At 64.1% G+C, this 23,772-nt stretch carries 18 protein-coding genes and 1 tRNA gene; 5 read left to right on the forward strand and 14 right to left on the reverse strand.

The features are described from left to right. Positions 1 to 367: 367 nt before the first annotated feature. The 4 genes from C7450_RS23710 to cpdR form a co-directional block, all read right to left on the reverse strand. The gene (locus C7450_RS23710) at positions 368 to 1,021 is read right to left on the reverse strand and encodes a tetratricopeptide repeat protein (protein ID WP_110376953.1); all 654 of its coding nucleotides are present in this window, start codon (positions 1,019 to 1,021) and stop codon (positions 368 to 370) included. 258 nt (positions 1,022 to 1,279) lie between these two features. Beyond that, positions 1,280 to 1,405 carry a type B 50S ribosomal protein L36 gene (gene ykgO, locus C7450_RS23715; protein ID WP_110376954.1) on the reverse strand — a complete coding sequence of 42 codons (126 nt, stop codon included), beginning with the start codon at positions 1,403 to 1,405 and terminating at the stop codon, positions 1,280 to 1,282. A gap of 63 nt (positions 1,406 to 1,468) precedes the next feature. Further along, positions 1,469 to 1,543: transfer RNA gene (locus C7450_RS23720), tRNA-Val, on the reverse strand. Positions 1,544 to 1,815: 272 nt separating this feature from the next. After that, positions 1,816 to 2,175: a cell cycle two-component system response regulator CpdR gene (gene cpdR / locus C7450_RS23725; protein ID WP_110376955.1), complete on the reverse strand. Its 360-nt coding sequence runs from the start codon at positions 2,173 to 2,175 to the stop codon at positions 1,816 to 1,818. Positions 2,176 to 2,334: 159 nt separating this feature from the next. Between cpdR and C7450_RS23730 the strand changes: the two genes are divergently transcribed. Together C7450_RS23730 and hisN are read left to right on the forward strand one after the other, a co-directional pair. Beyond that, the gene (locus C7450_RS23730; RefSeq protein WP_110376956.1) at positions 2,335 to 3,225 is read left to right on the forward strand and encodes an N-formylglutamate amidohydrolase; all 891 of its coding nucleotides are present in this window, start codon (positions 2,335 to 2,337) and stop codon (positions 3,223 to 3,225) included. A 334-nt stretch (positions 3,226 to 3,559) separates the two neighbouring features. Further along, complete coding sequence (gene hisN, locus C7450_RS23735) at positions 3,560 to 4,342, forward strand: histidinol-phosphatase (protein ID WP_110376957.1); 783 nt, start codon at positions 3,560 to 3,562, stop codon at positions 4,340 to 4,342. On the opposite strand, the gene C7450_RS23740 is transcribed toward hisN, so the two are convergent. After that, positions 4,309 to 5,304: an alpha/beta fold hydrolase gene (locus tag C7450_RS23740; RefSeq protein WP_246573284.1), complete on the reverse strand. Its 996-nt coding sequence runs from the start codon at positions 5,302 to 5,304 to the stop codon at positions 4,309 to 4,311. The two genes, hisN and C7450_RS23740, sit on opposite strands and share 34 nt — an antisense overlap. Positions 5,305 to 5,538: 234 nt before the next feature. Here C7450_RS23740 and C7450_RS23745 point away from each other — a divergent pair, with 234 nt between their 5' ends. Further along, positions 5,539 to 6,018, forward strand: coding sequence for an Hsp20 family protein (locus tag C7450_RS23745; RefSeq protein ID WP_110376958.1), 480 nt, complete (start codon positions 5,539 to 5,541; stop codon positions 6,016 to 6,018). A 206-nt stretch (positions 6,019 to 6,224) separates the two neighbouring features. Here the strand turns inward: C7450_RS23745 and C7450_RS23750 are convergent, their stop codons facing one another. Both C7450_RS23750 and C7450_RS23755 read right to left on the reverse strand, forming a co-directional pair. After that, a complete protein-coding gene (locus C7450_RS23750; RefSeq protein WP_146227479.1) occupies positions 6,225 to 6,827 on the reverse strand; it encodes a hypothetical protein in 603 nt (200 codons plus the stop codon). 355 nt (positions 6,828 to 7,182) lie between these two features. Beyond that, positions 7,183 to 8,250 carry a threonine aldolase family protein gene (locus tag C7450_RS23755; RefSeq protein ID WP_110376960.1) on the reverse strand — a complete coding sequence of 356 codons (1,068 nt, stop codon included), beginning with the start codon at positions 8,248 to 8,250 and terminating at the stop codon, positions 7,183 to 7,185. A 620-nt stretch (positions 8,251 to 8,870) separates the two neighbouring features. Between C7450_RS23755 and gltB the strand changes: the two genes are divergently transcribed. Together gltB and C7450_RS23765 are read left to right on the forward strand one after the other, a co-directional pair. Next, positions 8,871 to 13,496: a glutamate synthase large subunit gene (gltB, locus tag C7450_RS23760; protein WP_245450104.1), complete on the forward strand. Its 4,626-nt coding sequence runs from the start codon at positions 8,871 to 8,873 to the stop codon at positions 13,494 to 13,496. A gap of 124 nt (positions 13,497 to 13,620) precedes the next feature. Further along, positions 13,621 to 15,042, forward strand: coding sequence for a glutamate synthase subunit beta (locus C7450_RS23765; RefSeq protein WP_110377196.1), 1,422 nt, complete (start codon positions 13,621 to 13,623; stop codon positions 15,040 to 15,042). Positions 15,043 to 15,163: 121 nt separating this feature from the next. Here the strand turns inward: C7450_RS23765 and C7450_RS23770 are convergent, their stop codons facing one another. From C7450_RS23770 to C7450_RS23800, 7 genes are all read right to left on the reverse strand, one after another. Beyond that, positions 15,164 to 16,402 (reverse strand): SGNH/GDSL hydrolase family protein, encoded by a 1,239-nt coding sequence (locus C7450_RS23770; protein ID WP_170147397.1) that lies wholly within the window; start codon positions 16,400 to 16,402, stop codon positions 15,164 to 15,166. Between the two features lie 222 nt (positions 16,403 to 16,624). Continuing rightward, the gene (locus C7450_RS23775) at positions 16,625 to 17,932 is read right to left on the reverse strand and encodes a lytic murein transglycosylase (RefSeq protein WP_110376963.1); all 1,308 of its coding nucleotides are present in this window, start codon (positions 17,930 to 17,932) and stop codon (positions 16,625 to 16,627) included. A 161-nt stretch (positions 17,933 to 18,093) separates the two neighbouring features. Continuing rightward, positions 18,094 to 19,593, reverse strand: a complete 1,500-nt coding sequence (locus C7450_RS23780; protein ID WP_110376964.1) for an outer membrane beta-barrel protein — start codon at positions 19,591 to 19,593, stop codon at positions 18,094 to 18,096. Between the two features lie 127 nt (positions 19,594 to 19,720). After that, entirely contained in the window at positions 19,721 to 19,909 is a 189-nt protein-coding gene (locus C7450_RS23785) for a hypothetical protein (RefSeq protein ID WP_110376965.1), read from the reverse strand. 322 nt (positions 19,910 to 20,231) lie between these two features. Continuing rightward, positions 20,232 to 21,251, reverse strand: a complete 1,020-nt coding sequence (locus tag C7450_RS23790; RefSeq protein WP_210206522.1) for an SPFH domain-containing protein — start codon at positions 21,249 to 21,251, stop codon at positions 20,232 to 20,234. A 201-nt stretch (positions 21,252 to 21,452) separates the two neighbouring features. Continuing rightward, on the reverse strand, positions 21,453 to 22,496 hold the full coding sequence (gene hemH / locus C7450_RS23795; RefSeq protein ID WP_110377197.1) for a ferrochelatase: 1,044 nt from the start codon (positions 22,494 to 22,496) through the stop codon (positions 21,453 to 21,455). 434 nt (positions 22,497 to 22,930) lie between these two features. Further along, positions 22,931 to 23,641: a hypothetical protein gene (locus C7450_RS23800; protein ID WP_110376967.1), complete on the reverse strand. Its 711-nt coding sequence runs from the start codon at positions 23,639 to 23,641 to the stop codon at positions 22,931 to 22,933. Between the last annotated feature and the right edge of the window lie 131 nt (positions 23,642 to 23,772).

Below are 23,772 nucleotides of genomic sequence, written 5' to 3' on the forward strand. Positions count from 1 at the left end.
ATGAACGTTCATCCGGGTGCTCCGGTTAGGGTTGGTGCTTCGCAACCCCAGCCTCACATCCCGGCCCCGGATGAACAACCTTCATAGCTTCGACACCTAGAGCAAGTCCGTCTTTTGCGGACTTGGCGTCGCTCAGAAGTTAACGAGCAAATTAACCGACTTAGATGGCACCAGACGATTCCATCTAAGTCGGATTTGCTCTAAGCATCGCGTGTCTTCATCCCGGCTGAGGGCCTCCGCCCCGGCGCCTTCCGGTATCCACAAATCCGATCGTCGCTGGCGGCAGTGTCGGCAGCGTGCTGCGCAGCGGCATGAATCCGGACCTCCCGGGCGCAGGGACATAGTCCCGCGGGAAACCCGGGCGGCCTCAAATATCGCGGCCGTTGACCTCGAGCTCGAGCTGCTCCGCCACCTTTTCGACATCGGGTAGATGCGGCGCAATCGCAAGCGCCTGCTGGAAGGCCGCGAGGGCACTCTTCTTGTCGCCGGCTTTACGGAACAGGACACCGAGACCCGTCCAGGCGGTGAAATGGCGGGGTTCCTGGGCAACGGCGCGACGCAGATCGAGAATCGCCCGGTCATCATCGCCGAGCGACGTGAAGACGATCGCCCGCTTGTTCCAGGCTTCCGCCCAATCCGGCTGGAGAACGACGACGCGGTCCAGGAGCTCGATCGCCAGTTCATCCTTGTCGGCACTGGCGGCCGCGATAGCCCGGCTCATCAGGAGATCCGCGGTGTCGCTGCCCGACTGCAACCAACGCCGCTCGATCAGGCGGGTAATACCCTTGGTTTCCTCTTCATCCTGCGATACCGCCAGGCGCGCGAACAGCTCATCGAGCATCGCCCGGCGCGAATCTGCTGGCGGAGGGGCCTCCGCCGCGGTCTCGGCGCGCTGCGGCGCCGCGGTGGCATTCCCACGCTGACCTGCTCCTGATTGGGCGAAGCCGCCCGCCGGCGCCAGGGCCGCGAGGAGGAGGAACGTGCCGAAAACCGTCGGGAGAGAAAGAGATGCGGTACGCATGCGCCTAATGTAGGCCCAAAGGCCGAGGCGGTCAAAGCCACGCCTGGAGCAAGTCCGTCTGTTGCGGACTTGGCGTCGTTCAAAAATTGACGAGAAAATTCATCAGTTTAAATGGTATCAGACGATTCCATCCAAGCCGGATTTGCCCTAGCCCCGACCCCGCACGAACGTGTGATCGCGCCTGCTGTCAACGCAAAAAGCCCGACCATAGGGGTCGGGCAACCGAAGCGTCGGAACAGCAACAAAAGCGAAGCGCGATTAGCCCTGACGAGCCTTGTAGCGCTTCTGGGTCTTGTTGATGACGTAGATGCGGCCCTTGCGGCGCACGAGCTGGTTGTCGCGATGACGGCCGCGGACCGATTTGAGCGAGTTGCGGATTTTCATGTCCGAGGTCTCCGACAAGCCAGTCCTGGAAGCGGGCTTCCCGAACATGGCCGATGAAAGTGATGGTGGGCGCGACAGGGATCGAACCTGTGACCCCTACGATGTCAACGTAGTGCTCTCCCGCTGAGCTACGCGCCCTACGCCAGCAGAAATCAGCCGATCGGCCAACTCAAACAGACGAATGACTGGTTCGCCACCTGTTCGCCCCTTTTATGCGGCGCCTTTGGAACGCGCAAGAGCGGAGAAACACGGACGAAGCCGGAAACGGATGGGCTTGGAGGCCCGGCCCGCTTGCCGGAGGATGTGTACGGGTCACATCCGAGGCCGCCGATATAGCTCGACATGATCGGAAGCGCAAGCCACCCAAACACGCCTGATGAAGCTTTTATGGCGAGCCTGTGAAACGCCCGTCAGGCGGCCAGAAGTTTTTCGACCTCATTGACGAGTTCACGAAGATGGAAGGGCTTGGAAAGCACCTTCGCTTCCTTGGGCGCCTGCGAATCCGCATTGAGGGCGACCGCCGCGAAACCGGTGATGAACATCACCTTGATATCCGGATCGAGTTCCGTCGCGCGACGCGCCAGCTCGATTCCATCCATCTCCGGCATGACGATGTCGGTGAGCAGGAGTTCGAACGGCTCCTCCCTCAGCCGATGATAGGCCGAGAGCCCGTTATCGAAGGAAGCCACGTCGTATCCGGCATTCTGGAGAGCCTTCACCAGAAAGCGCCGCATATCGTTATCGTCTTCCGCGAGAAGAATTTTGTTCATGGCGTTCAATACGCATTACCCCGAACCACGTTCCTTCCAATAAAGCCGCGCTGACGTAAACAGGCGGTGAAGGACATGGCCCTCAATGGACATGCGTGGCTAAAAAAGCCAAATTGACTGGGTTGCAATGCTATTCTGCCCTAACAATTGATTGCTGAAATGTCCTATCCCGTTGAACCGGAATTCGAATCGCCTTTCCAGGTCATGGATCCGGCACGGCAGACCGTGTCCGCGGTCTTCAATGCCCCCCATTCCGGCCGAATCTACCCCAAAGCCTTTCTCGCAACCGCCCGCCTCGACCCGTTCAGCCTGCGCCGGTCCGAAGACACCCATGTGGATGCCCTCTTCGGCTCCGTGGTCGGCCTGGGCGCCCCGCTGCTGAGGGCCAATTTCCCGCGCGCCTATCTCGACGTCAACCGCGAACCCTATGAACTCGATCCGCGCATGTTCGAGGGCCGGCTGCCGCCCTTCGCCAACACGCGATCTCTGCGTGTCGCCGGCGGCCTCGGCACGGTGCCGCGGATCGTCGGTGACGGCCAGGAGATCTATCGGGAGAAGCTTGCCGTCAGCGAGGCCTTGCGGCGGATCGAGTGGCTCTACAAGCCCTATCACCGCACGCTGCGGCAGCTGATATCGCGCACCATGCGGCAATTCGGCAGCGTCCTCCTCGTGGATTGCCACTCCATGCCCTCGGTCGGCGCTTCGCGCGAGGAGCCACTGCGGGCTGATTTCGTGCTTGGGGACCGCTATGGCACGAGCTGCGCAAGCTGCGTCACGCAACGTGTCGAACACGAATTGCGCGAATGCGGCTACCGGGTCGTCCGCAACAAGCCCTATGCGGGGGGGTTCATCACCGAGCACTACGGCGAGCCGAATGCCGGGCGCCATGCACTCCAGATCGAGACGAACCGGGCGCTCTACATGAACGAGCGGACATTGGAGCGCTCGGCGGATTTCGAGAAGGTGGCCGCAGACCTCGCGCTCGTCTTCACCAAGGTGCTGGCATCGTTGCCGGACGATCTGGCGCCACGCGCCATCGCCGCAGAGTAGCGGACCGCTTGGACTGCACGGTCCCGGGGGCCCCTTCCCTGCGGACAAGAAAAAAGGCCGCCCACTTTCGCGCGCGGCCCAAGTCTAGGGAGGAAACGCCCAAGGAGGGCAGCGGGACAGCAACCTCAGTTGCCGTACCGCACTGCAACAATATGCCACCGCACCGCACAAAAAACAAGTCCCTTGTCGAAACTTTCGCTGGCATCCTAAAAAAAAGAATTCACCGGCTTGGGCTTAGTTGGTTAAAGGCTTGGGACAATTCAACATCTGAGGAGCGCCCCGGGCACGTGACGGGACGCCGGCCCCATTCGATTCAGCCGACAGAGGCTCCGGAATGACAGTCGTCGACATCGCCCGTTTTACCGATGATCTCGCCACCCGCTCGGGCCAGGTGATCATGCCGTTCTTCCGCTCAGCACTTCGCGCGGAGGATAAATCCGGCGGGCACGACTTTGATCCCGTGACGGAGGCCGACCGGGCCGCTGAAGCCCTCATGCGGCAGCTGATCCGGGCGACCTTTCCCGCCCACGGCATTGCCGGAGAGGAATTCGGCGATGAGCAGACGGATGCCGATTACGTCTGGGTCCTTGACCCGATCGACGGGACGAAGGCTTTCATTGCCGGCCTGCCGCTGTGGGGCACGCTGATCGGGCTCAAACACAAGGGTCAGCCGGTCTATGGTCTCATGCACCAGCCCTTTACCGGGGAACGTTTCGTCGGCGACGGGCAAGGTGCCCGCTATCGCGGACCGGCGGGAGACCATGCGCTGAAAACGCGCGCCTGCGCGAGCCTCGCCGAGGCGACGATCTCCACGACGTCGCCCCACATGTTCAAGGGCGAGGCGCTGGCCGCCTACCGCCGCGTGGAAGAGGCCTGCCGCCTCCATCGCTACGGCTATGACTGCTATGCCTACTGCATGGTCGCCGCAGGCCATATCGATCTCGTCATCGAAGCCGGCCTGAAGCCCTGCGACATCCTCCCCCTCATCCCCATCATCACCGGCGCCGGCGGCATCGTCACCGACTGGCAGGGCAACCCCGTCACCGATGGCGGCAGCGTCGTCGTCGCCGGCGACGCAAGGGTTCACGCCGCCGCGCTGTCGCTGCTGTCGGCGTGAGGGCTCGGCGGCTCGGCTTCCTCCGTGCCCGGAATGAAGGCATCGAAAGCCGCCCACACGGTCTCGCGAATATCATCCCGCTCCATGAGAAGCTCGTGGCGGGCCCCGGGCAGCACGATCGCGTGACCCGACTTGAGATACAGGCTGAAGCGTTCGATCGCGGAGGTCGAAACCACCGGATCGGCACCGCCGGCGATCACCAGCACCTGGGCCGTGATCGCTTCAGCCTTTCGGCGCGTATTGAGCCGCGCCATGAAACGGAAGGCTGCGCGAACCCAGCCGATGGTGGGATCGCCGAGGCCGAGGCCCGGTGCGGCCGCGACGATGGCCGCATTACGGGTGTAGCGAACCGGATCGGACGTCAGGCGGTTGTCGAGAAAGGGCTTCGTACCAAGAGGCGTGGCGCCGCCGCCCGGGATGAACCGACGGGAAAGACCAAGAAGCCCGAGCGCTTCCGCAAGGCCACGCACAAGCCCCGGGTGTTTGATACGGGCAATCGCCAGCATGGGGGCGAGTGCCACCGTCCGCTCGAAGCGATTCTCGCCTGAACTCAGGGCATCGAACAGAATCGCGGCGCCCATCGAATGCGCAAGCGCGAAATAGGGCGCGGGACAGTGGACGGCCAGGACCTCGTTGATCACGGCATCAAGATCGCGCCGGTATCTTTTGAACGAGGACACATGGCCCTTGCGATGATTCGCAAGTTGATGGTCCGATCCGCCTTGCCCGCGCCAGTCGAAGGCCACGACGACAAATCCACGCCGGGTCAGATCACTGACGGTCTCGAAATACTTCTCGATGAACTCCGCCCGCCCCTGGAGAATGAGGACCGTGCCGCGCGGCCGCTTGCGCCCCCGCGGCGTCCAGCGGGCGACCCGCAGGTTGATACCGTCGCTCGTCGGCACCGTCGAAACGGCTGCGCCCGACGGGACGGCGTTGTCTGGCGTTGCGAAAAGCTCCAAAATAATCCTCGACCGCGACAACCGTTGAACCACACCGAAGAAGCCGTATCCCATTGATATATCGATTATACGCGCGGGCGTCCGGCTCCGCCACGGACGAGTGCGTCGCGGGTCTTGAAATGCCAGAATGTCCTTCCCAAATCCTTGTCATGCAGGCCGAGATCGGCTGCATAACGAGCGGCACCCGGCCATGACGGCGGGTGCTCCGCATGTCGCTTCTTAGGAGGATATGCTATGCGTCAGTTTGATTTTGCACCCCTCTACCGTTCCACCGTCGGCTTTGACCGGCTTTTCTCGCTGCTGGACCAAGCCTCTGGCGTCGACAGCGCCTCCACCTATCCGCCCTATAACATCGAGCGGACCGGTGAGAACGACTATCGCGTCTCTGTCGCGGTCGCGGGCTTCACCGATGACGATCTGAGCATCGAGGTGAAGGAAAACACGCTTTCAATCCGCGGAGAGAAGAAGGTCGCGGACGGTGAACAGAAGCCTGATGTCCTTTATCAGGGTATCGCTGCGCGCTCCTTCGAGCGCCGCTTCCAGCTTGCCGACCATGTGCTCGTCAAGGGCGCGGTCCTCGAGCACGGACTTCTTCACGTAGACCTGGTCCGTGAGATCCCGGAAGCGAAGAAGCCGCGTTTCATTCCGATCTCTTCGCAGACGGCAAAGGCCGTCGAGCCGAAAGTGATCGAGCAGGCGAAGGTGGCCGCGTAAAGGTCGTCACGGTGGAACGGAGATCTCCGTTCCACCTGCACAGCCGTGAACCGGAACTTGCATGAACAGAACTTGCGAAAGGCGCCTCAGCGAGGCGCCTTTTTTATCGGCTGAAGCCGAAGCCTGCGACAGAACGGAACCCCTATGGCGTTTCGTCAAGGCGGGGGATATTCGTCCCGAAAGCTGGCGTCTCTACGGGCTTATGCTCAGAACGACGGGGGCGGCACCTCGGGCAGATCCGGAGGCACGATGTCCACGACGGCCGGCCTTTCGGGTTGCACGGACTTTAGCGGCGGGGATCTAGCGGGATCCCCTGGCTGAGCCTGCGCGACCTCAGGAGGACTCGGCGTTCCCGAGCCCTCATCGCTGCCGAGGCTCTGCGGACGCGCCGGCGGGTGTGGAATGTTGGGCTGGGCCCGCGTTTCACCCGCCTTCGGCGCGATGGACCGCGGCATGGGAGGCGCCGGTATCACCCTCGGCTCAACGGGACGCGCCGGCTCACGGGCCGCATAGCGTTCGTCCACGCCACGGCTGCCATAGCGGCGTCCGGGCGCGGCGTCGCTTTCATCATCCCAGTCGGGCGCCCCCCAGCGCGAACCCGGCGATGGCGCATCACGCCAGTCCGGAACGACCTCCGCCACCACACGGCGGCTGAGAATGGTGCCGTCGAAGGCATCCACCGCCAGGCGCAGCAGCGTGCCCCGCCGATCCATGACCGTCGCCACATAGACATCGCCGCGGCGACGCAGCGGCCCCTCCACGGAATAGCCCCGTCGCGCCAGAAGCGATTCGACGGCGCCGCGGGGCATCGCGTCATCGGCATAGCTGCGCGGCGGAGGCGCCCAGGGGCGCCTGGCCCGAGGCGCCTCTGTTACCCAAGGCGCTTCCGGCACCGGCTCGGGCGGAAGCGGCACATATCCGGGCGGCCTGTCGTAAAAGTACTGCGCAGCGGCCGGAAGAGCTCCGGCTGTCAACGACAGACCAGCCGCGACGACCATTGAGGCGATAATGCCCGCACGCCGCCTTGCGGGTAAGACCGCAATCGGCATGAAGGGTAGGCTCGGCTGGACTATAGTTTGGCCGGGCATGTTTGGCCTCGCTCGATACTGACAATCGGCCTGGATTCTAGGGTCGATTGAGGCGCCTATACGGCATCTTCATAGTTTATTCACGATGATCGACGTGGCCTGCCGCCGCGAGGAAGAGGTCGACTTCATCGACGGTGGTCGCGAAGGAGGTCACCAGCCGCACAAGGCGTTCTTCGCCGCGGGGGGCATCGCCCGGGGGCACGCCTGTGCCCGCCCAGCGATAATAGACAGCCCCCTTGGCCTGCAGCGCATCATGCATCGCCCGCGGAAGGACCGCGAAGACCTCGTTGCCTTCCACGGGCACGGCGATTCGCACCCCCAGCGCGACGAGCCCGGCGGCCAGCCGATCCGCCATTGCATTGGCGTGCCGGGCGAGATCGAGCCAATGGTCATCGGCGAGATAGGCATCGAGCTGCGCCGCCAGAAAACGCCCCTTCGACAGGAGATGGCCGGAGCGCTTGCGGCGCTCGGCGAGGTGGCGCGCCCTGGCACGGTCGAAGACCACGATGGCCTCGACACCGAGACAACCGTTCTTCGTGGCGCCGAAGGACATGATGTCGACACCAGCCTTCCAGGTGATCGTCGCGGGTGTTGCGTCAAGCCGCAGCAAGGCATTGGCGAAACGTGCGCCGTCCATATGCACGCCGAGACCATGCGCATGGGCGATGCCGGCGATCTCGGCGATCTCGGCGGCCGTATAGGCCGTGCCCATTTCCGTCGCCTGGGTCAGGGACAGGGCCTGGGGCAGGACGGCATGGGGCGGCGGCGCGTGACCGCCGGTCAGGGCGGCCTCGACAGACATCGGCGTCATCTTGCCGCAGAACCCCGGCAGCCCGACGAGCTTCGCGCCGCCGGAAAAAAACTCCGGCGCGCCACACTCATCCGTGGCGACATGCGCCTCGGCGTGGCACAGCACGGCCCCCCACGGGTCGACCATCGCCGCCAGACAGAGCGCATTGGCGGCCGTGCCGGTGGTCACGAGGAAGACATCGACGTCGCGTTCGAAGATCGCGGACAGCCGTGCGGTGACCCGGCCGGTCAAGCCATCCGTGCCATAACCACTTGCTGTTCCTCGATTGGCCTCGACCAGCGCTTCGAGAACACGGGGGCTCGCCCCCGCGACATTGTCACTGCCAAAATTCACGATCTGTCTCTCCCCGAGCGCCCGGCTCGCACAGCATAGGCAAAGCGGCGCGGGAGGTAAAAGCCCCCCAAGAGGGCTCCAGAACGTGCTCGTTTGGAATGATCGCGAACGAATGATCATTCCGCAACACACTGGCCAGCGGTCACAAAATTTCGTTCCAAACGCCAATCAAAGAACTTTATGTGCAGACGCGCGCAATTGGGCGCTTGTGCGGCAAAAAAAAATCTGGCATGTTCCGACAAGTTAGGACAGCGATACTGTCCCATTGCGCCTCATTGCACGGGCGAGATACCACGGTTGACGGTTTGACGATGGCACGGTCGGTAAAAACGAAACGAGACCAGAAAGCGGCTACGCGCATCGCGCGGGGCTAGCGGGCTCTCGACATTTCGTCGCCGCCCGCCGAGGTGCGGACGCGGCGCGCAGCGCGACCGGACCTCCTGAAAAGTCGATGGCTTGCGTCCCTTTGGGCCTGAGTGGCCTATACTGGGGTTCAAGCTGTCTGCGCGTGAACGCAGCGTCGAGGGAGGGAGCCTTCCATGGTGAACGAATACAGACTTCGTGGGGGCGATACACCCAAGTGGCCACAGTCCCCGGCGCGGTCGGCCGCCGATCACGGCATGCCGGCGGCGCAGGGTCTTTATGATCCGCGTAACGAGCACGATGCCTGCGGCGTCGGCTTCGCAGTGGACATGAAGAACCGCAAGAGCCATGCGATCGTGCAGCACGGCTTGTCGATCCTGAGGAATCTCGACCATCGCGGCGCCGTCGGCGCAGATCCCAAGGCCGGCGACGGCTGCGGCATGCTGGTGCAGATCCCCCATCTGTTCTTCCAGGACGAATGCGCGCGCCTCGGCATCACGCTGCCGGAGCCTGGCGAATACGCTGTCGGCCATCTTTTCATGCCGCGCGACACGGAAGGCTTCCGCCTTGTCACGGAAATCGTCGAGCGTCTGATCATCGAAGAGGGGCTTTCCTTCCTCGGCTGGCGCACCGTGCCCGTTGACAATTCCGGCCTCGGCGAAACCGTCAAGCCGACCGAGCCGCTGCATCGCCAGATCATCGTCGGCCACGGGCCCGACATTGCCGATCAGGACGAGTTCGAACGGCGCCTGTTCATCGCCCGCAAGGTGATCTCCAACGCCATCTACGACATGAAGGACGCGAGCACGGCCGGCTACTACGTGGTCAGCCTGTCGTCGCGCACTCTTGTCTACAAGGGCATGCTGCTCGCCACCCAGCTCGGCGACTACTACGCGGACCTCAACGACCCGCGCTTCCAGTCGGCGATCGCGCTGGTGCATCAGCGCTTCGCGACGAACACCTTCCCCACCTGGTCGCTGGCCCATCCCTACCGCATGGTCGCGCATAACGGCGAGATCAACACGGTGCGCGGCAACGTCAACTGGATGGCGGCACGACAGGCTTCGGTCGACTCGGAGCTCTTCGGCAACGACATCGCCAAGCTCTGGCCCATTTCCTACGAGGGTCAGTCCGACACCGCCTGTTTCGACAACGCGCTCGAGTTCCTGGTGCAGGGCGGCTATTCGCTCGTCCACGCGATGATGATGCTCGTCCCCGAGGCTTGGGCCGGCAATCCGCTCATGAGCGAGGAGCGGCGGCATTTCTATGAGTATCACGCGGCCCTGATGGAGCCCTGGGATGGCCCCGCCGCCATCTGCTTCACCGATGGCCGTCAGCTCGGCGCGACCCTCGACCGGAACGGCCTGAGGCCGGCCCGCTATTTCGTGACCGACGACGACCTCGTGGTCGGCGCCTCCGAGATGGGGGTTCTCCCCATTCCCGAGGAGAAGATCGTCGAGAAGTGGCGTCTGCAGCCGGGCCGGATGCTGCTCATCGACCTGGAAAAGGGGCGCATCATCTCCGACGAGGAGATCAAGCAGGAACTCAGCACCCGCAACCCCTACGGCGAGTGGCTGGAGCGCACGCAGATCGTGCTGGAGGAACTCCCGCCCGTGCAGGCGCGCGAGTCCCGCACCGATGTCAGTCTCATCGATCGCCAGCAGGCCTTCGGCTATACGCAGGAGGACATCAAGCTGCTGCTGCCGCCCATGGCCGTCACCGGCCAGGAGGCGGTGGGCTCGATGGGCACCGACACGCCGATCTCGGCTTTGTCGGCCAGGTCCAAGCTGCTCTACACCTATTTCAAGCAGAACTTCGCCCAGGTGACGAACCCGCCGATCGATCCGATCCGCGAGGAGCTCGTCATGTCGCTCGTGTCCTTCATCGGACCGCGGCCGAACATCCTCGATCTCGAAGGGACATCGCGCCGCAAGCGGCTCGAAGTGCGCCAGCCGATCCTCACGAACGAAGACCTCGAGAAGATCCGCTGCATCGGCCACTACGAAGACCGCTTCGACACCAAGACGCTCGACATCACCTTCCCGGCCCTGCAAGGCGCGGCCGGCCTCGAAGGTGCGCTCGGGCGGCTGTGCGAGCGCGCGGAGGCGGCCGTCCACGGCGGCTACAACATCATCATCCTGTCCGACCGCATGGTCGGGCCGGACAAGATCGCCATCCCTGCCCTTCTCGCCACCGCGGCGGTGCACCACCACCTCATCCGCAAGGGCCTCAGGACCTCCGTCGGCCTCGTCCTGGAAACCGGCGAGCCGCGCGAAGTGCACCACTTCGCCTGCCTTGCCGGCTATGGCGCGGAGGCGATCAATCCCTATCTCGCCTTCGAGACGCTGCTGTCGATGCACGAGGCCCTCGACTTCCCCGAGGAGGTGGACGCCTATGAGATCGTCAAGCGCTACATCAAGTCGATCGACAAGGGCCTCCTCAAGGTCATGTCGAAGATGGGCATTTCGACCTATCAGTCCTATTGCGGCGCCCAGATTTTCGACGCGGTTGGGCTGAAGAGCGATTTCGTCGCGCAGTATTTCTTCGGTACCGCGACCAGCATCGAAGGCGTCGGCCTCACCGAGATCGCGGAGGAAACGGTGCTGCGGCACCGCGACGCCTTCGGCGACGCGCCGATCTATCGCACAGCTCTCGACGTGGGTGGCGAATATGCCTATCGCCTGCGTGGTGAAAGCCATGTCTGGACGCCGGACACGGTGGCGACGCTGCAGCATGCGGTGCGGCACAACGCCCGCGAACGCTACCAGGAATTCGCCAGGCTGATCGACGAACAGGGCAATCGCGCAACGAGCATTCGCGGCCTCTTCCGGATCAAGACGGCACGCGAGCTCGGCAACGAGCCTGTCCCGCTCGACGAGGTCGAGCCCGCATCCGAGATCGTCAAGCGCTTCACGACCGGGGCCATGTCCTTCGGCTCGATCTCGCGTGAGGCGCACGAGACGCTCGCCATCGCCATGAACTCCTTCGGCGGCAAGTCGAATACCGGCGAAGGCGGCGAAGAGGCGGAGCGCTTCCTGCCGATGCCGGACGGCCGCTCGCGGCGGTCGGCCATCAAGCAGGTGGCCTCGGGCCGGTTCGGCGTGACGGCGCATTATCTCGTCAATGCCGACGTGATGCAGATCAAGGTGGCGCAGGGTGCCAAGCCCGGCGAGGGCGGCCAGTTGCCCGGCCACAAGGTCGATGCGATCATCGCCAAGGTGCGCCATTCGACCCCGGGCGTCGGCCTGATCTCGCCGCCGCCGCACCATGACATCTATTCAATCGAGGATCTGGCGCAGCTGATCTTCGACCTGAAGAACGTCAATCCGGCGGCCGATGTCTCGGTCAAGCTCGTGTCGGAGGTCGGCGTCGGCACGGTTGCCGCCGGCGTCGCCAAGGCGCGCGCCGACCACATCACCATCTCCGGCTACGACGGCGGGACGGGGGCGAGCCCCCTCACCTCGCTGAAGCACGCCGGTTCGCCCTGGGAAATCGGCCTCGCCGAGACCCAGCAGACGCTGGTGCTCTCCAACCTGCGTGGCCGGGTGGTGCTGCAGGTCGACGGCGGCCTGCGCACCGGTCGCGACGTCATCATCGGCGCCCTGCTCGGCGCCGACGAGTTCGGCTTCTCGACAGCCCCGCTGATCGCGGCCGGCTGCATCATGATGCGCAAGTGCCACCTCAACACCTGCCCGGTCGGCGTGGCGACGCAGGACCCCGTGCTGCGCAAGCGCTTCAAGGGCCTGCCGGAGCACGTGATCAACTACTTCTTCTTCGTCGCCGAGGACGTGCGCGAGCGCATGGCCGAAATCGGCGTGCGCCGGATCGAGGATCTCGTCGGCCGTACCGACATCCTCGACAAGATGGAAGCCCTGAGCCACTGGAAGGCGAAGGGGCTCGATTTCGACAGGCTGTTCCACCAGCCCGCCGTCGGCGCCGACATCGCAACCCGGCACGCCGAGCGCCAGAAGCACCCGATCGACGACATCCTCGATCGCAAGCTCATCGCGGAAGCCGCGCCGGCGCTCACCGCCGGGCAAGCGGTGACGCTGACGCATAGCATCAGGAACGTGGACCGGACGACCGGCGCCATGCTCTCCGGTGAGATCGCCAAGCACCACGGCCACGAGGGGCTTCCCGACGACACGATTACGGTGAACCTGAAGGGCACGGCTGGCCAGAGCTTCGGCGCCTTCCTGGCACCGGGCGTGACGCTGAAGCTTGAGGGCGAGGCCAACGACTATGTCGGCAAGGGTCTGTCGGGTGGCAAGCTGATCATCCATCCGCCGGCGGAATCAAAGGTCGTCGCCGAGCGTTCGATCATCGTCGGCAACACGGTGCTTTACGGAGCAACCGCCGGCGAATGCTACTTCCGGGGCGTGGCCGGCGAGCGCTTCGCCGTCCGCAACTCGGGTGCCGTCGCCGTCGTCGAAGGCACCGGCGACCATGGCTGCGAATACATGACCGGCGGCGTTGTCGTGGTCATCGGCCAGACCGGCCGCAACTTCGCGGCCGGCATGTCCGGCGGCATCGCCTATGTGCTCGACGAAGACGGTTCCTTCGCCAAGCGCTGCAACCTCTCGATGGTCGATCTCGAACCGGTCGAAGAGGAAGAAGACCTGCTTGAGCGCCTCCACCATCACGGCGGCGATCTCGAAACCAAGGGCCGGATCGATATTCTGGGCGACCTGTCGCGCCATGACGAGGAGCGGCTGATGCAGCTCATCGTCAACCATCGCGACTACACCGGCTCGACCCGGGCGCAGACGATCCTCGACAACTGGGCCGACTACCGCACCCGCTTCGTCAAGGTGATGCCGGTCGAATACCGGCGCGCCATCCGCGAGATGGAGCGGGCGCGCACGCTGCAGGCTGCGGAGTAGTCGTTTTCTTCTCCACAACGTCATCCCCGGGCTTGTCCCGGGGATCCCGACACGAGAATTGCGCCTTCCGATCGAGATGGCCGGGTCAAGCCCGGCCATGACGGGGCAGAAGCTGGACAGGACGATGGGTAAGGTCACAGGTTTCCTTGAATACGACCGGCAGGAGCCGAAGTATCAGCTCGCTGGCGATCGCATTCGCCACTTCAGAGAATTCACGCTGCCGCTCGACGACAAGGATGTCACGCGGCAGGCGGCACGCTGCATGGATTGCGGCATCCCGTTCTGCCATGGGCCGACGGGCTGCCCGGTCCATAACCAGATCCCCGACTGGAACGACCTGGTCTTCGCCGGAGATTGGGAAGAAGCTGCGCGCAACCTGCATTCCACCAACAACTTCCCGGAATTCACCGGCCGCATCTGCCCCGCCCCCTGCGAGGAAGCCTGCACGCTGAACCTGGAGAACGTGCCGGTCACCATCAAGACCATCGAGCAGACCATCGCGGACAAGGCCTGGGATAACGGCTGGATCAAGCCGGAGGTCGCGGGCACCGTGACCGGCCGCCGCGTCGCCATTATCGGCTCGGGGCCGGCCGGCCTTGCCGCCGCCCAGCAACTCGCCCGTGTCGGCCACGCGGTCCATGTCTTTGAGCGCGAGCCCAAGGCCGGCGGCCTGCTGCGCTACGGCATCCCTGACTTCAAGATGGAGAAGCACCATATCGACCGCCGCGTGGTGCAGATGGAAGCCGAGGGCGTCGTCTTCCATTACGGCGTCAATATCGGCGTGAACAAGGATTTCGCCGAGCTCGAACAGGAGTTCGATGCCGTGTTGATGTCCGGTGGCGCGGAAGCGCCGCGCGATCCGAAATTGCCCGGCCAGGAGCTCGAGGGCGTCCACTATGCCATGCCCTATCTCGTGCAGCAGAACCGCCGCAACGGACAGGAAACCGTCCATGACGAGCCAATCCTTGCGGCCGGCAAGCATGTCGTCGTGATCGGCGGCGGCGACACCGCCTCCGACTGCGTGGGCACAGCCTTCCGCCAGGGCGCGCTCTCGGTGACCCAGCTCGACATCCGCCCGAAGCCCCCGATGATCGAGGACAAGCTGGCGATCTGGCCCTACTGGCCGACCAAGCTTCGCACCTCGTCGAGCCAGGCCGAAGGCGCCGAGCGTGAGTTCCAGGCGGCAACGCTTGGTCTCGCTGGCAAGAAGGGCAGGCTCACGGGCGTCAACTGCGTGCGCGTGGACGAACGCCGGCAGCCCATTGCCGGTGCGGAATTCGTGCTGAAGGCCGACCTTGTCTTCCTCGCCATCGGCTTCGCCGGACCCGTCACAGCCGGTCTCGTCGACCAGTCCGGCGTGTCCGTCGACAAGCGCGGCAACGTGCAGGCCGACACGGAGGCCTATCGCACGTCCCGGGACAAGGTATTCGCCGCCGGCGACATGCGGCGCGGCCAATCGCTCGTCGTCTGGGCCATTCGCGAAGGTCGCCAGGCTGCGCGTGCGATCGACGAATTCCTCATGGGCACGAGCATCCTGCCGCGCTGAAGAGACGATCGCGCCGTCATTCCGGGTTCGGGCCTGTCGGCCCGAACCCGGACTGACGCCGTGGCGCCCCTTGTGAAATCAGCTCGCCAAGGGGTCAATCAGGCCTGAAAGGCTCAGGCGCCTACCGCCCGTCGGACCAGTGGAAATCGTCGGAGCGGCCGGTGCGAGGCTCCGGCACGCGGCCCACCCCATAGACCCGTTCGACGAGCTGCCCGCCATAACCCGACAGGACCGGCCGGGCGCGCACGAGCTGGCCCCCCGCCGACATCTCGCGACGGTTCAGCGGCAGGATGGGGCCGGCGATGGGACGGGGTGGCTGCAGGGCAAGGCCGCCCGGCTGATCCGGCAATGCCGGAAAGGCCGAGGCCAGCGCATCGTCGCTTTTGACAGGCGGCGCGGTGGGTGCGACCTCGGCCGGGGTGTCGCCCCGCGGCGGCAAGGCAAGAACCGTCGCGCTGTTGCGCTCCGTGAGGAGCCGGCGGATCTCGAGCTCCACGAAATGCGCCGCTTTGCGCGCCCCGGCATCGGTGAAATTGATGCCGTTCGCATTCCTCAGCCGCACCTGCCTGCCCTGAATATCGGGCCCCGAGGCGGTGAAGCGGTTGTCGTCATTCGAGAACGCTTCCCAAATATCAACGTAGTGACTGCCGGCCTTGGCCGCCTGTTCGCGGATCAGCGCGTTGAGACTCAGCATGTCCGCGGAATATCGCGCCGCCTGCATCGGCGGCATCCCGACCCAGATCAAGGGAACCTGCTTTGCGGCGAAGGCGGCTTCCACGGCATCGATCCGCGCCCCATAGAGCTCGCGCCAGCGATCCGTCCCGAATTCGACGGACGTATCACCATCGCGCATGGCCTGGCGATCATTCGCACCAATCGCGATCACGCCGATTGTCAGGGGCGCAGCATCGGCGAGACGGTCGCGCGCGGCCTTTGGCCAGTCGAAGTGATCGTCACGCACCAGGCCGGAGTTGGGGCGAACGTTGCGCGACACCTCGATCGTCGGCATCTCCGCAAAAGCATCCTTCAACCCGTCCGCGAGGGATTCGGCGAAGAAATCACCCATGACGAGGATGAACGTGTCGGCCGCGGGCTTGGCCTCCTGCGGCTGGTCGCGCACGACGACCGGGGCAGGCGCAGGCGCCCGGCGCGGACGGGCCGCACGGGTCGGCGTCCGTTGTGGCTGCCGGCGCGGCACGACCTGCTGCGGCGGCAGGCGCTGCTGCTTGAAGAGGCCATCCAGAAAGCGGGTCAGCGGGTCCGTTTGCGCCACGACCGGTGTCGCCATCGACACCAAGGCGGATCCCGCCGCAACGACCCCGACGACGGCGACCAGGGCGAAAAAAGCAAGTAAGCTCACGCGACGTCGCAGTTTGAGGTGCATTGCGCAGTTCTTCCCTGAGTGAAGGTACTCGCGGGATCCTTCCGATTCGGCCGTGGCCACGCGTCCTGGCAGGCAAATGGCAAAACCGCATGCTGCGACCGCCCACAAGCGCCAGGGATACGGGCCTGATTGTTACAGTTTACGCCTGATACGCACGCCTGGCACGATCACATTTCGCGATCGACGCCGCATCTTCATTCAGGTCGCACGCCCGTTGCCGCTGCGGCGCAGACGCTCAAGCAACGTGACGCTCGGATAGCCGTCAGCCGGCAGCCCCACGCGCTCCTGATATGAGGCGATGGCTGCGCGGGTCTGCGAACCAAGCTTGCCGTCCGGCTCGCCGACATCGAAGCCGTGCGCGGCCAGGTGCTTTTGCAGCTCGACGCTCTGCATACGATCGAGCGGAAGATCGTCCGTCGGCCAGGGCGCCTGGATCGGCGCGCCGCCGTAGAGGCGGTCGCCGAGATGGGCGACACCAAGCGCATAGGCGTCGGAATTGTTGTAGCGCTTGATGACATCGAAATTCTTGGTCACGAGGAAGGCGGGCCCCCGGGCACCCGCGGGCATGAGGATGCGCGCCTCACCCCGGGCCGGCATCGCCCGGCCGTCCATGCGCCGCACCCCGGCCTGAGACCAGGCGGCGAAACTCTGTTGGCCCGCACCATAGGTCAGGCCCTTCGGCACCTTGACCTCGAAGCCCCAGGTCAGACCCGTCTCCCAGCCGTGCTTCTTCAGATAGTTCGCCGTGGAAGCGAGCGCATCCGGCGTCGATGTCCAGATGTCGCGCCGGCCATCCCCCGTGAAATCCACCGCATAGGCCATGAAGCTCGTCGGCATGAACTGCGTCTGGCCCATGGCGCCCGCCCAGGAGCCGACCATCCCGTCGCGATCGATATGGCCCTGCTCGAGGATGACGAGCGCCGTCACCAGCTCGCCGCGGAAGAAATCGCCGCGATATCCGGCGTGCGCCAGCGTGGCGAGTGAACGGATCACATCGCTTGATCCCATATAGGATCCGAAATTCGTCTCCATGCCCCATACGCCGGCCACGACGCGGCGATCGACCCCATAGGCCGCCTCGACCTTGGTGAGGGTGGCGGCGGACTCCGTCACGGCGCGGCCGCCACGCTCCAGCCGCTGCTCCGATACGGCCGAACCGAGATACTCCCACACCGGCTTCACGAATTCGGACTGCTTCTTCGTCAGCGCGATCACCTTGGGATCCGGCGTCAGGCCGGCGAAGGCACGGTCGAAGGTGCGGCGGGACACGCCCTGCGCCTTCGCGCTGTCCCAGATTCCATTGGTGAAGGCGCCGAAGGACGCGGATGGCACCGCGGTTGCCTCCTGAGTGGGCACCGTCGGCCGCGAAAGACGCGTCGTGGTCGCGGATGCGCTGGCGGTCGGGCTGATGGACGCGGTCGTCAAATAGCTGTCGGAGGAGCAGGATACCTGGGCAAGGCCGACGAGAACAGCCGCCGCGACGTGCCGCCCAGGCCAGGCAGCCATTTGCCCCGCCGAACGCCGGCTCCTGCCCGCACGAAACGCCATCGCGATGCTCCACCTGGAGGGTAAACCAACCCTTGTTCCATTAGGCGTCCAGTGGTCGCCTGAGATCCTTTCAAATCCGTTGACATCGGTCGATTTGTCGCGAGTCGCCGTTTCAGCCGTCAGCGTTGCAGCCTCAGGCCCACGAGGAAAATATTGGCGGTGTAATCGGAATTGGCCGATGTGCTATCCAGGCGTTCGTGGGTAAAACTCGCGCGGAAGGCCAATGTGCGGGTCATCTTCCAGTCGAGCCGCACCGAGCCCGTGATGCCATGCTCCTTCAGGTAGACGTCCTGATAGTTGTTGTTGGAGAAGGCCAGCGCTCCCGTCACAGTCAGATTGCGCCGCAGCGCGTGCTCCACCTCGGCCCCGGCCTGCATGACAACCACGCCGCTCGATCCGACCACCGTCGTCTCGCCGATCGTGCTGCTCGCCCGCAGTCGCAATTTTGTGAGCGGCGTCGCCGTCCAGACGAGCGACGCCTCACCGATCGGGCCGTTGAGGTCCGCAAGTCGGGGATCGTCGTAGACGCGATGCTCGAGGCCTGCGGCGATCTCCCCCGTCAGGGACCCGGGAAGATTGAAGGCGGTGCCGACACGCATGCCGACGCCGTTTGAATTGCGCGCATAGCCGGAGCTGTCGAAGTGCTCGTCGTAACGACGCTTGTCGAGGCGGCCCTCGATGAAGGGCGTGAGGTAGGCGCTGAGCTCATATCCGGTCCGCAAGCGAACGGCATATTGCGTGTAGTTGCGGTCGTCCTGGCTCACGGAAGTCCCATCGGCCAGTTTCGCATTGCCGTAGGTGCTGCGGTCGATATCGCCATAGACCCCGACAGACAGGCGATTGAAGGCGTGGACAAGACCGAGCGTGCCACCGAAGCTTGCGGTGATGGGCTGATTCACGACGCCGTTGGGCAGGTTGGGGTTGCCCGGCTGTTGGGTGGTGACGATATAGCGCCCTTCGGATTCGATCTGCGTCCCGCGCAGCACGTCCAGCCGCAGATTGACACGTCCCTCGCCGGCTGGACGATTGACGTCGGTCATCCCGGGGAATGCATCATAAGAGCCACGCAGGGACCCGGTCAGGGAATGGCGCTGCCAGTCCGATTGCAGCTTGAGCTCCGCCATGGTCCGCAGCATGGTGGAGCCCTTGACCCCTGTATCCGTTCGCCGGGGGTTGCTGTCATAGCCGACATCAGCCTCGATCGCCGGCAACAACTTGAGGCCACCGAGCGTCAGACCGAGTTGCTCATAGGGATCGACGGGCTGCGGACGCCGGCGGCGGGGCTCTGTTGAGGAACTGGGCGCCGGAGCGCTGAGATCCGCGTAGACACGATCACGCACCGCGGGATTGACGAGCGTCACCCGGCTCTGGGTGTTGGTGAAGCTCGACGCGGGCAAAGGGCCGGCACCGAGATCCCGGCTGTTCATCAACATGGGCGATGGGTCGAAAAACGGGGCGATCTTCTCCGACGGCTGGGGCGTCAGAACGAGCGGGCCGGAACTGCCGCGCAGAAGCTGGAAGGGCGCGTCATTGGCATCGACAGCCTGCGCCCGCGCAACCGCCGGCAGGCCGGCAAACACGACGCCCGCCGCTATCATGGGCTGTGCGATCGAGATCACTCGACGAAATCGGAGCCAATCGCACACCAAGATCAAACGCTCATCGCTTCATGAGACGGGACATGCGCGCGCCGACATGAGACGAAGACAACAAATGCCCGCGCCGCCTTCGCATGGTTAATGAAGGCTAGTTGATCAGGGTTAATGCTTGGTAAGCGGCCGGATTGGCGCCTGCGATGACCAGGATGAGGTAGAGCGGGAGGCCCTGTGGGGCGAGCCCGCAAAGGAGTGGCCTTCCGCGACGCCGCGCCGCAACGGAAAAGAACAGATGGCCAGTGCCAGCGCGTGCGTTGGCCTTGCCGAAGGTCGCGGTCATTCCGGGGCTTCGCGCCAGCGAAGAGCCCGGAATCCATGAACACGGCATCGGACGAGACGACGCCGCGGATGCGGCACTCTCTTTGTCGGCCGTGGTGGTCATGGGTTCGGGGCTAGAGCATTTTCGAGCGAAGTGGACACCGGTTCGCGTGAAGAAAATGCGCTAAAACAAAGACATGGATCATTTTCGCGATTCGGAGAAACGCGAAAATGCTCTAGGACCGTTCGACCCGCCCCGGAATGACGACGGGGGTGCTGGTGGCTTCACCCCGGCACCTGTCCACACGCGTCAAGGAGCGATGGGTGCTGACCTCGCCCGGCCGCTAGCGCGGAGCTGTCGGCACGCCATTGGCAGGAGCCAGCGGCGCATTCAGAGACGCAGGCTGGCCGATGGTGCGCCGCGCCGCCGCCGTGCCCGAGCCGCCTTCCGCGAAGACGCTCTTGGTGATCTCGGCGAGGCCCGCAACCGTGCCGACAAGACCGGCCGCCTCGATCGGCACCACCAGAACCTTCTGGTTGGGCGCCGCAGCCAGCGCCTTCAGCACGTCGACATATTTCTCCGCGACCAGAAAATTTGCCGCCGCGAGATCACCGCGGCCGATCGCCTCGCTGATCATCGTGGTCGCGCGCGCCTCCGCCTCCGCCTGCCGCTCCCGCCCCTCGGCATCGCGGAAGGCCGATTCGCGCCGGCCCTCCGCCGCCAGGATCTGCGCCTGTTTCTGACCCTCGGCACGCAGGATCTCGGCCTGCCGCAGCCCTTCCGCCTCCAGCACGACGGCCCGTTTCTCGCGCTCGGCCTTCATCTGTCGCGCCATCGCGTCGGCCAGATCGACGGGCGGCTCGATGTCCTTGATCTCGATGCGCGTGACCTTCACACCCCAGGGTGAGGCCGCCGCGTCGATCACCCGGAGAAGCCTGTCGTTGATCTCGTCGCGATGGGACAGAAGCATGTCGAGATCCATGGAGCCGACGACGGTGCGGATATTGGTCATCGTCAGGGTGAGGATGGCCTGCGAGAGGTTGGAAACCTCGTAGGACGCGCGCGCCGCATCCAACACCTGATAGAAGGCGACGGCGTCGATGGTGACGCCCGCGTTGTCCCGCGTGATGCCTTCCTGGCTCGGAATATCCAGCACCTGCTCCATCGTGTTCACGCGGTGACCGATGGATTCGACGTAAGGGATGATGAGGCCGAGCCCCGGATTCAGGGAGCGCGAATAGCGCCCGAAGCGCACGACGGTATAGTTATATCCCTGCGGCACCGTCCGCACGCCGAGTGCAACGGTGAGGACGATCAAAGCGATCAAGGCAATGACAAAAATATCGTAGCCGAGCAACGGCATGGCGATCCCCCTTCGAGGCTATCCCGAGGAGTGTCGATCAAACGTTTTTCGCGCACAAGGCAAGATATGCCCGCATAGGTAGTAGCCAACAGCCATGCTGAGCAAATTGTTGCGGGCTATCGTGCGTTTTCAGGGCGATCATCGCCAGCCGCGAGCGCGGCTGATGGCTCCCTGTCGGCCGCGCATCAGCGCTGACGGTCGTCAGCCGGCCGCCGGGCTGATCCAGCCCTGCAGTTCGCGAATCGCCAGGTGACTGATGACGCGCATGCCCTCGGGCGAATCGTTGAGGCAGGGAATGGCCGCAAATTTCTCCCCACCGTGGTGGTGGAAGATCTCGCCGTTCTCGCCGGCGATCTCCTCAAGCGTCTCGAGGCAATCGACGGAGAAGCCAGGCATGACGACCGCCAGCCGCTTGACGCCGCGCTCTGCGAGCGCCTTGACCGTGGCGTCGGTGTAGGGTTGGAGCCACTCCGCACGGCCGAAGCGCGACTGAAAGCTCATCATGAACTGATCCGGCGTGAGGCCCATCGCTTCGCGCATCAGGCGCCAGGTCTTCACGCACTGGCAGTGATAGGGATCGCCCTTCATCAGATACTCTTTGGGAATGCCGTGAAAGGACGCGAGGATGACCTCCGGCTCGAAGTCCAGCGCCGCGATACTCTGCCTGAGCCCGGTGACGACAGCGTCGATATAGACCGGATCATCATAATAGGGCGGAGCGACGCGAAGGGTGGGCTGCCAGCGCATCTGCATCAAGGCCTCGAAGGCCTTGTCGCAGGCGGTCGCGGTCGTCGCGGCCGCATATTGCGGGTAGAGCGGCACCAGAAGGATGCGGTCGCAGCCTTTCTCCTGCAGGGATGTCAGCGCGGCCTTCATCGAGGGGTGGCCATAGCGCATCCCCCATTCCACCACGATACGATCATCGAGCGCCGTCAGCGTCTCCTGCAGCTTCTCAGCCTGTGACCGCGTCACGGTCTTGAGCGGGGACTCGTTCAGCGCCTTGTTCCAGATCGTCTCGTAATCCTTGCCCTTGCGGCCGGGACGCGTCGTCAGAATGATGCCGTTGAGGATGAACCACCACAGAAGACGCGGCGTCTCGATGACGCGGCGATCCGAGAGGAACTCCTTGAGGTAGCGGCGCATCGACCAATAGTCGGTCCCTTCCGGCGTGCCGAGATTGGCAATGAGCACACCGATGCGACGCGGATTGATCGCCGGATGGTCCAGGGGGCGGGCAGGTGCCATGGCAACCGGTTTGTCCAAACGATCCTCCGTCGATCACGATAGTTCTGCATTGCACCAATCAAAAACCATGAACCTGATCGATCAGCGCAAGTCAAAGCACGAAACTCAAAGCACGAAGCCGGTCGAGCCGTCGGCTCTGGCCGTCCATGCTCAGGTCAGACGTCGCGGGGCGCAGAACAACGGGACAAACTGCCACAGCCGCACGAAGCTTTCGGCTTCGCGGGGCGAAGCGGCATGTCAAAGGGGGTGGCTTCGGAAGGGCGCGGTTGCCGCTCGTGTGGTGGATTTGAAATTCGTTACAGAATGGATCGAGGGTGATGGACGAATTTCAAATCCGAAAACCACACGAGAATCGTTAGCTAGCTAGTGTCCTGATCTCATCCGAAATTCGAACGACACCTTCCGGAAATGATACGAATTTCGGATTCGGGACACTAGAACACGATGCCGCGCCGCTTGGCGACCGGATCGGTTTCCGTCAGCATCAACGACGTGCGCAGTTCGTTGACCAAGGTCACGAGCGACACGCCGGAGCTGTGCCGCCAGCGGGCCGCGCCGGCAGTCAGCGCCGGATATTGGAGCGGCGGCGGATTGAGCGAGTTGTAGCTCAGGGGAATGTCTGGCGTCATGAGCCCCGAGAAATGAAGCGGAATATCCACGAGCCCACTTAGCAGGCTACTCGATATGCCCAGCGAGAAGCCCGTTCCCGCCGCCATCTGGCAGAAGCGATGGTTGCCAACGAATCCGCGGCCTTCCTTGGAATCGTCATCGAAATGGAGCCCCCCGACATCAGCGCCGAACGCGCTGGCAAGCACCTGTGCCTTGGAGACCTGCAGGCTCTCCCGCCCGAAGACGAAAAAGCGCGAGCCGTGAAAATCGGCGATCAACTTCTCCCCGCCGGGAAGCGCCTTGAGACTGAAAAAGATCGTCGACGCATACTGGCGCGAGTTGATGCATACGGCGAGACCCTGCCCGCAGAGGGCGTTGATCAACCTGATCAAAAGAGATCCATCCTGAAACGTGATCAGGCCGAGGCGGGCGTCGCCCTCTGCCAGCGGCGTATGGATGCCGCAATCGATCCACGTGTGCTGCCGCGTTACGGTGAGATCGAAATCAAATGAAACAAACCCGAATCCAACCGGCATTGCGTATTCATCTCCATCCTAACGCCCAAGCCTTTCGAATTCGCGCCATTTCAGCAACGCATGTGACGCATATTTATTTGAATTATCCCACCACAGTAGAGCCGCGCGGGAAAAATACCAATGCGTTCAGT

The sequence above is a fragment of the Chelatococcus asaccharovorans genome (assembly GCF_003201475.1).
Lineage (GTDB): Bacteria > Pseudomonadota > Alphaproteobacteria > Rhizobiales > Beijerinckiaceae > Chelatococcus > Chelatococcus asaccharovorans.

Coding starts and splice junctions, on each gene's coding strand:
- C7450_RS23750 (WP_146227479.1), bottom strand. CDS start 6,827: ATGCCCCGCGGCGCCGTCGAATCGCTTCTGGCGCGACGGGGCTATTCC.
- C7450_RS23765 (WP_110377196.1), top strand. CDS start 13,621: ATGGGTAAGGTCACAGGTTTCCTTGAATACGACCGGCAGGAGCCGAAG.
- C7450_RS23785 (WP_110376965.1), bottom strand. CDS start 19,909: ATGACCGCGACCTTCGGCAAGGCCAACGCACGCGCTGGCACTGGCCAT.
- C7450_RS23730 (WP_110376956.1), top strand. CDS start 2,335: ATGTCCTATCCCGTTGAACCGGAATTCGAATCGCCTTTCCAGGTCATG.
- C7450_RS23745 (WP_110376958.1), top strand. CDS start 5,539: ATGCGTCAGTTTGATTTTGCACCCCTCTACCGTTCCACCGTCGGCTTT.
- hemH (WP_110377197.1), bottom strand. CDS start 22,496: ATGGCACCTGCCCGCCCCCTGGACCATCCGGCGATCAATCCGCGTCGC.
- hisN (WP_110376957.1), top strand. CDS start 3,560: ATGACAGTCGTCGACATCGCCCGTTTTACCGATGATCTCGCCACCCGC.
- C7450_RS23790 (WP_210206522.1), bottom strand. CDS start 21,251: ATGCCGTTGCTCGGCTACGATATTTTTGTCATTGCCTTGATCGCTTTG.
- gltB (WP_245450104.1), top strand. CDS start 8,871: ATGCCGGCGGCGCAGGGTCTTTATGATCCGCGTAACGAGCACGATGCC.
- ykgO (WP_110376954.1), bottom strand. CDS start 1,405: ATGAAAATCCGCAACTCGCTCAAATCGGTCCGCGGCCGTCATCGCGAC.
- cpdR (WP_110376955.1), bottom strand. CDS start 2,175: ATGAACAAAATTCTTCTCGCGGAAGACGATAACGATATGCGGCGCTTT.
- C7450_RS23710 (WP_110376953.1), bottom strand. CDS start 1,021: ATGCGTACCGCATCTCTTTCTCTCCCGACGGTTTTCGGCACGTTCCTC.
- C7450_RS23775 (WP_110376963.1), bottom strand. CDS start 17,932: ATGGCTGCCTGGCCTGGGCGGCACGTCGCGGCGGCTGTTCTCGTCGGC.
- C7450_RS23800 (WP_110376967.1), bottom strand. CDS start 23,641: ATGCCGGTTGGATTCGGGTTTGTTTCATTTGATTTCGATCTCACCGTA.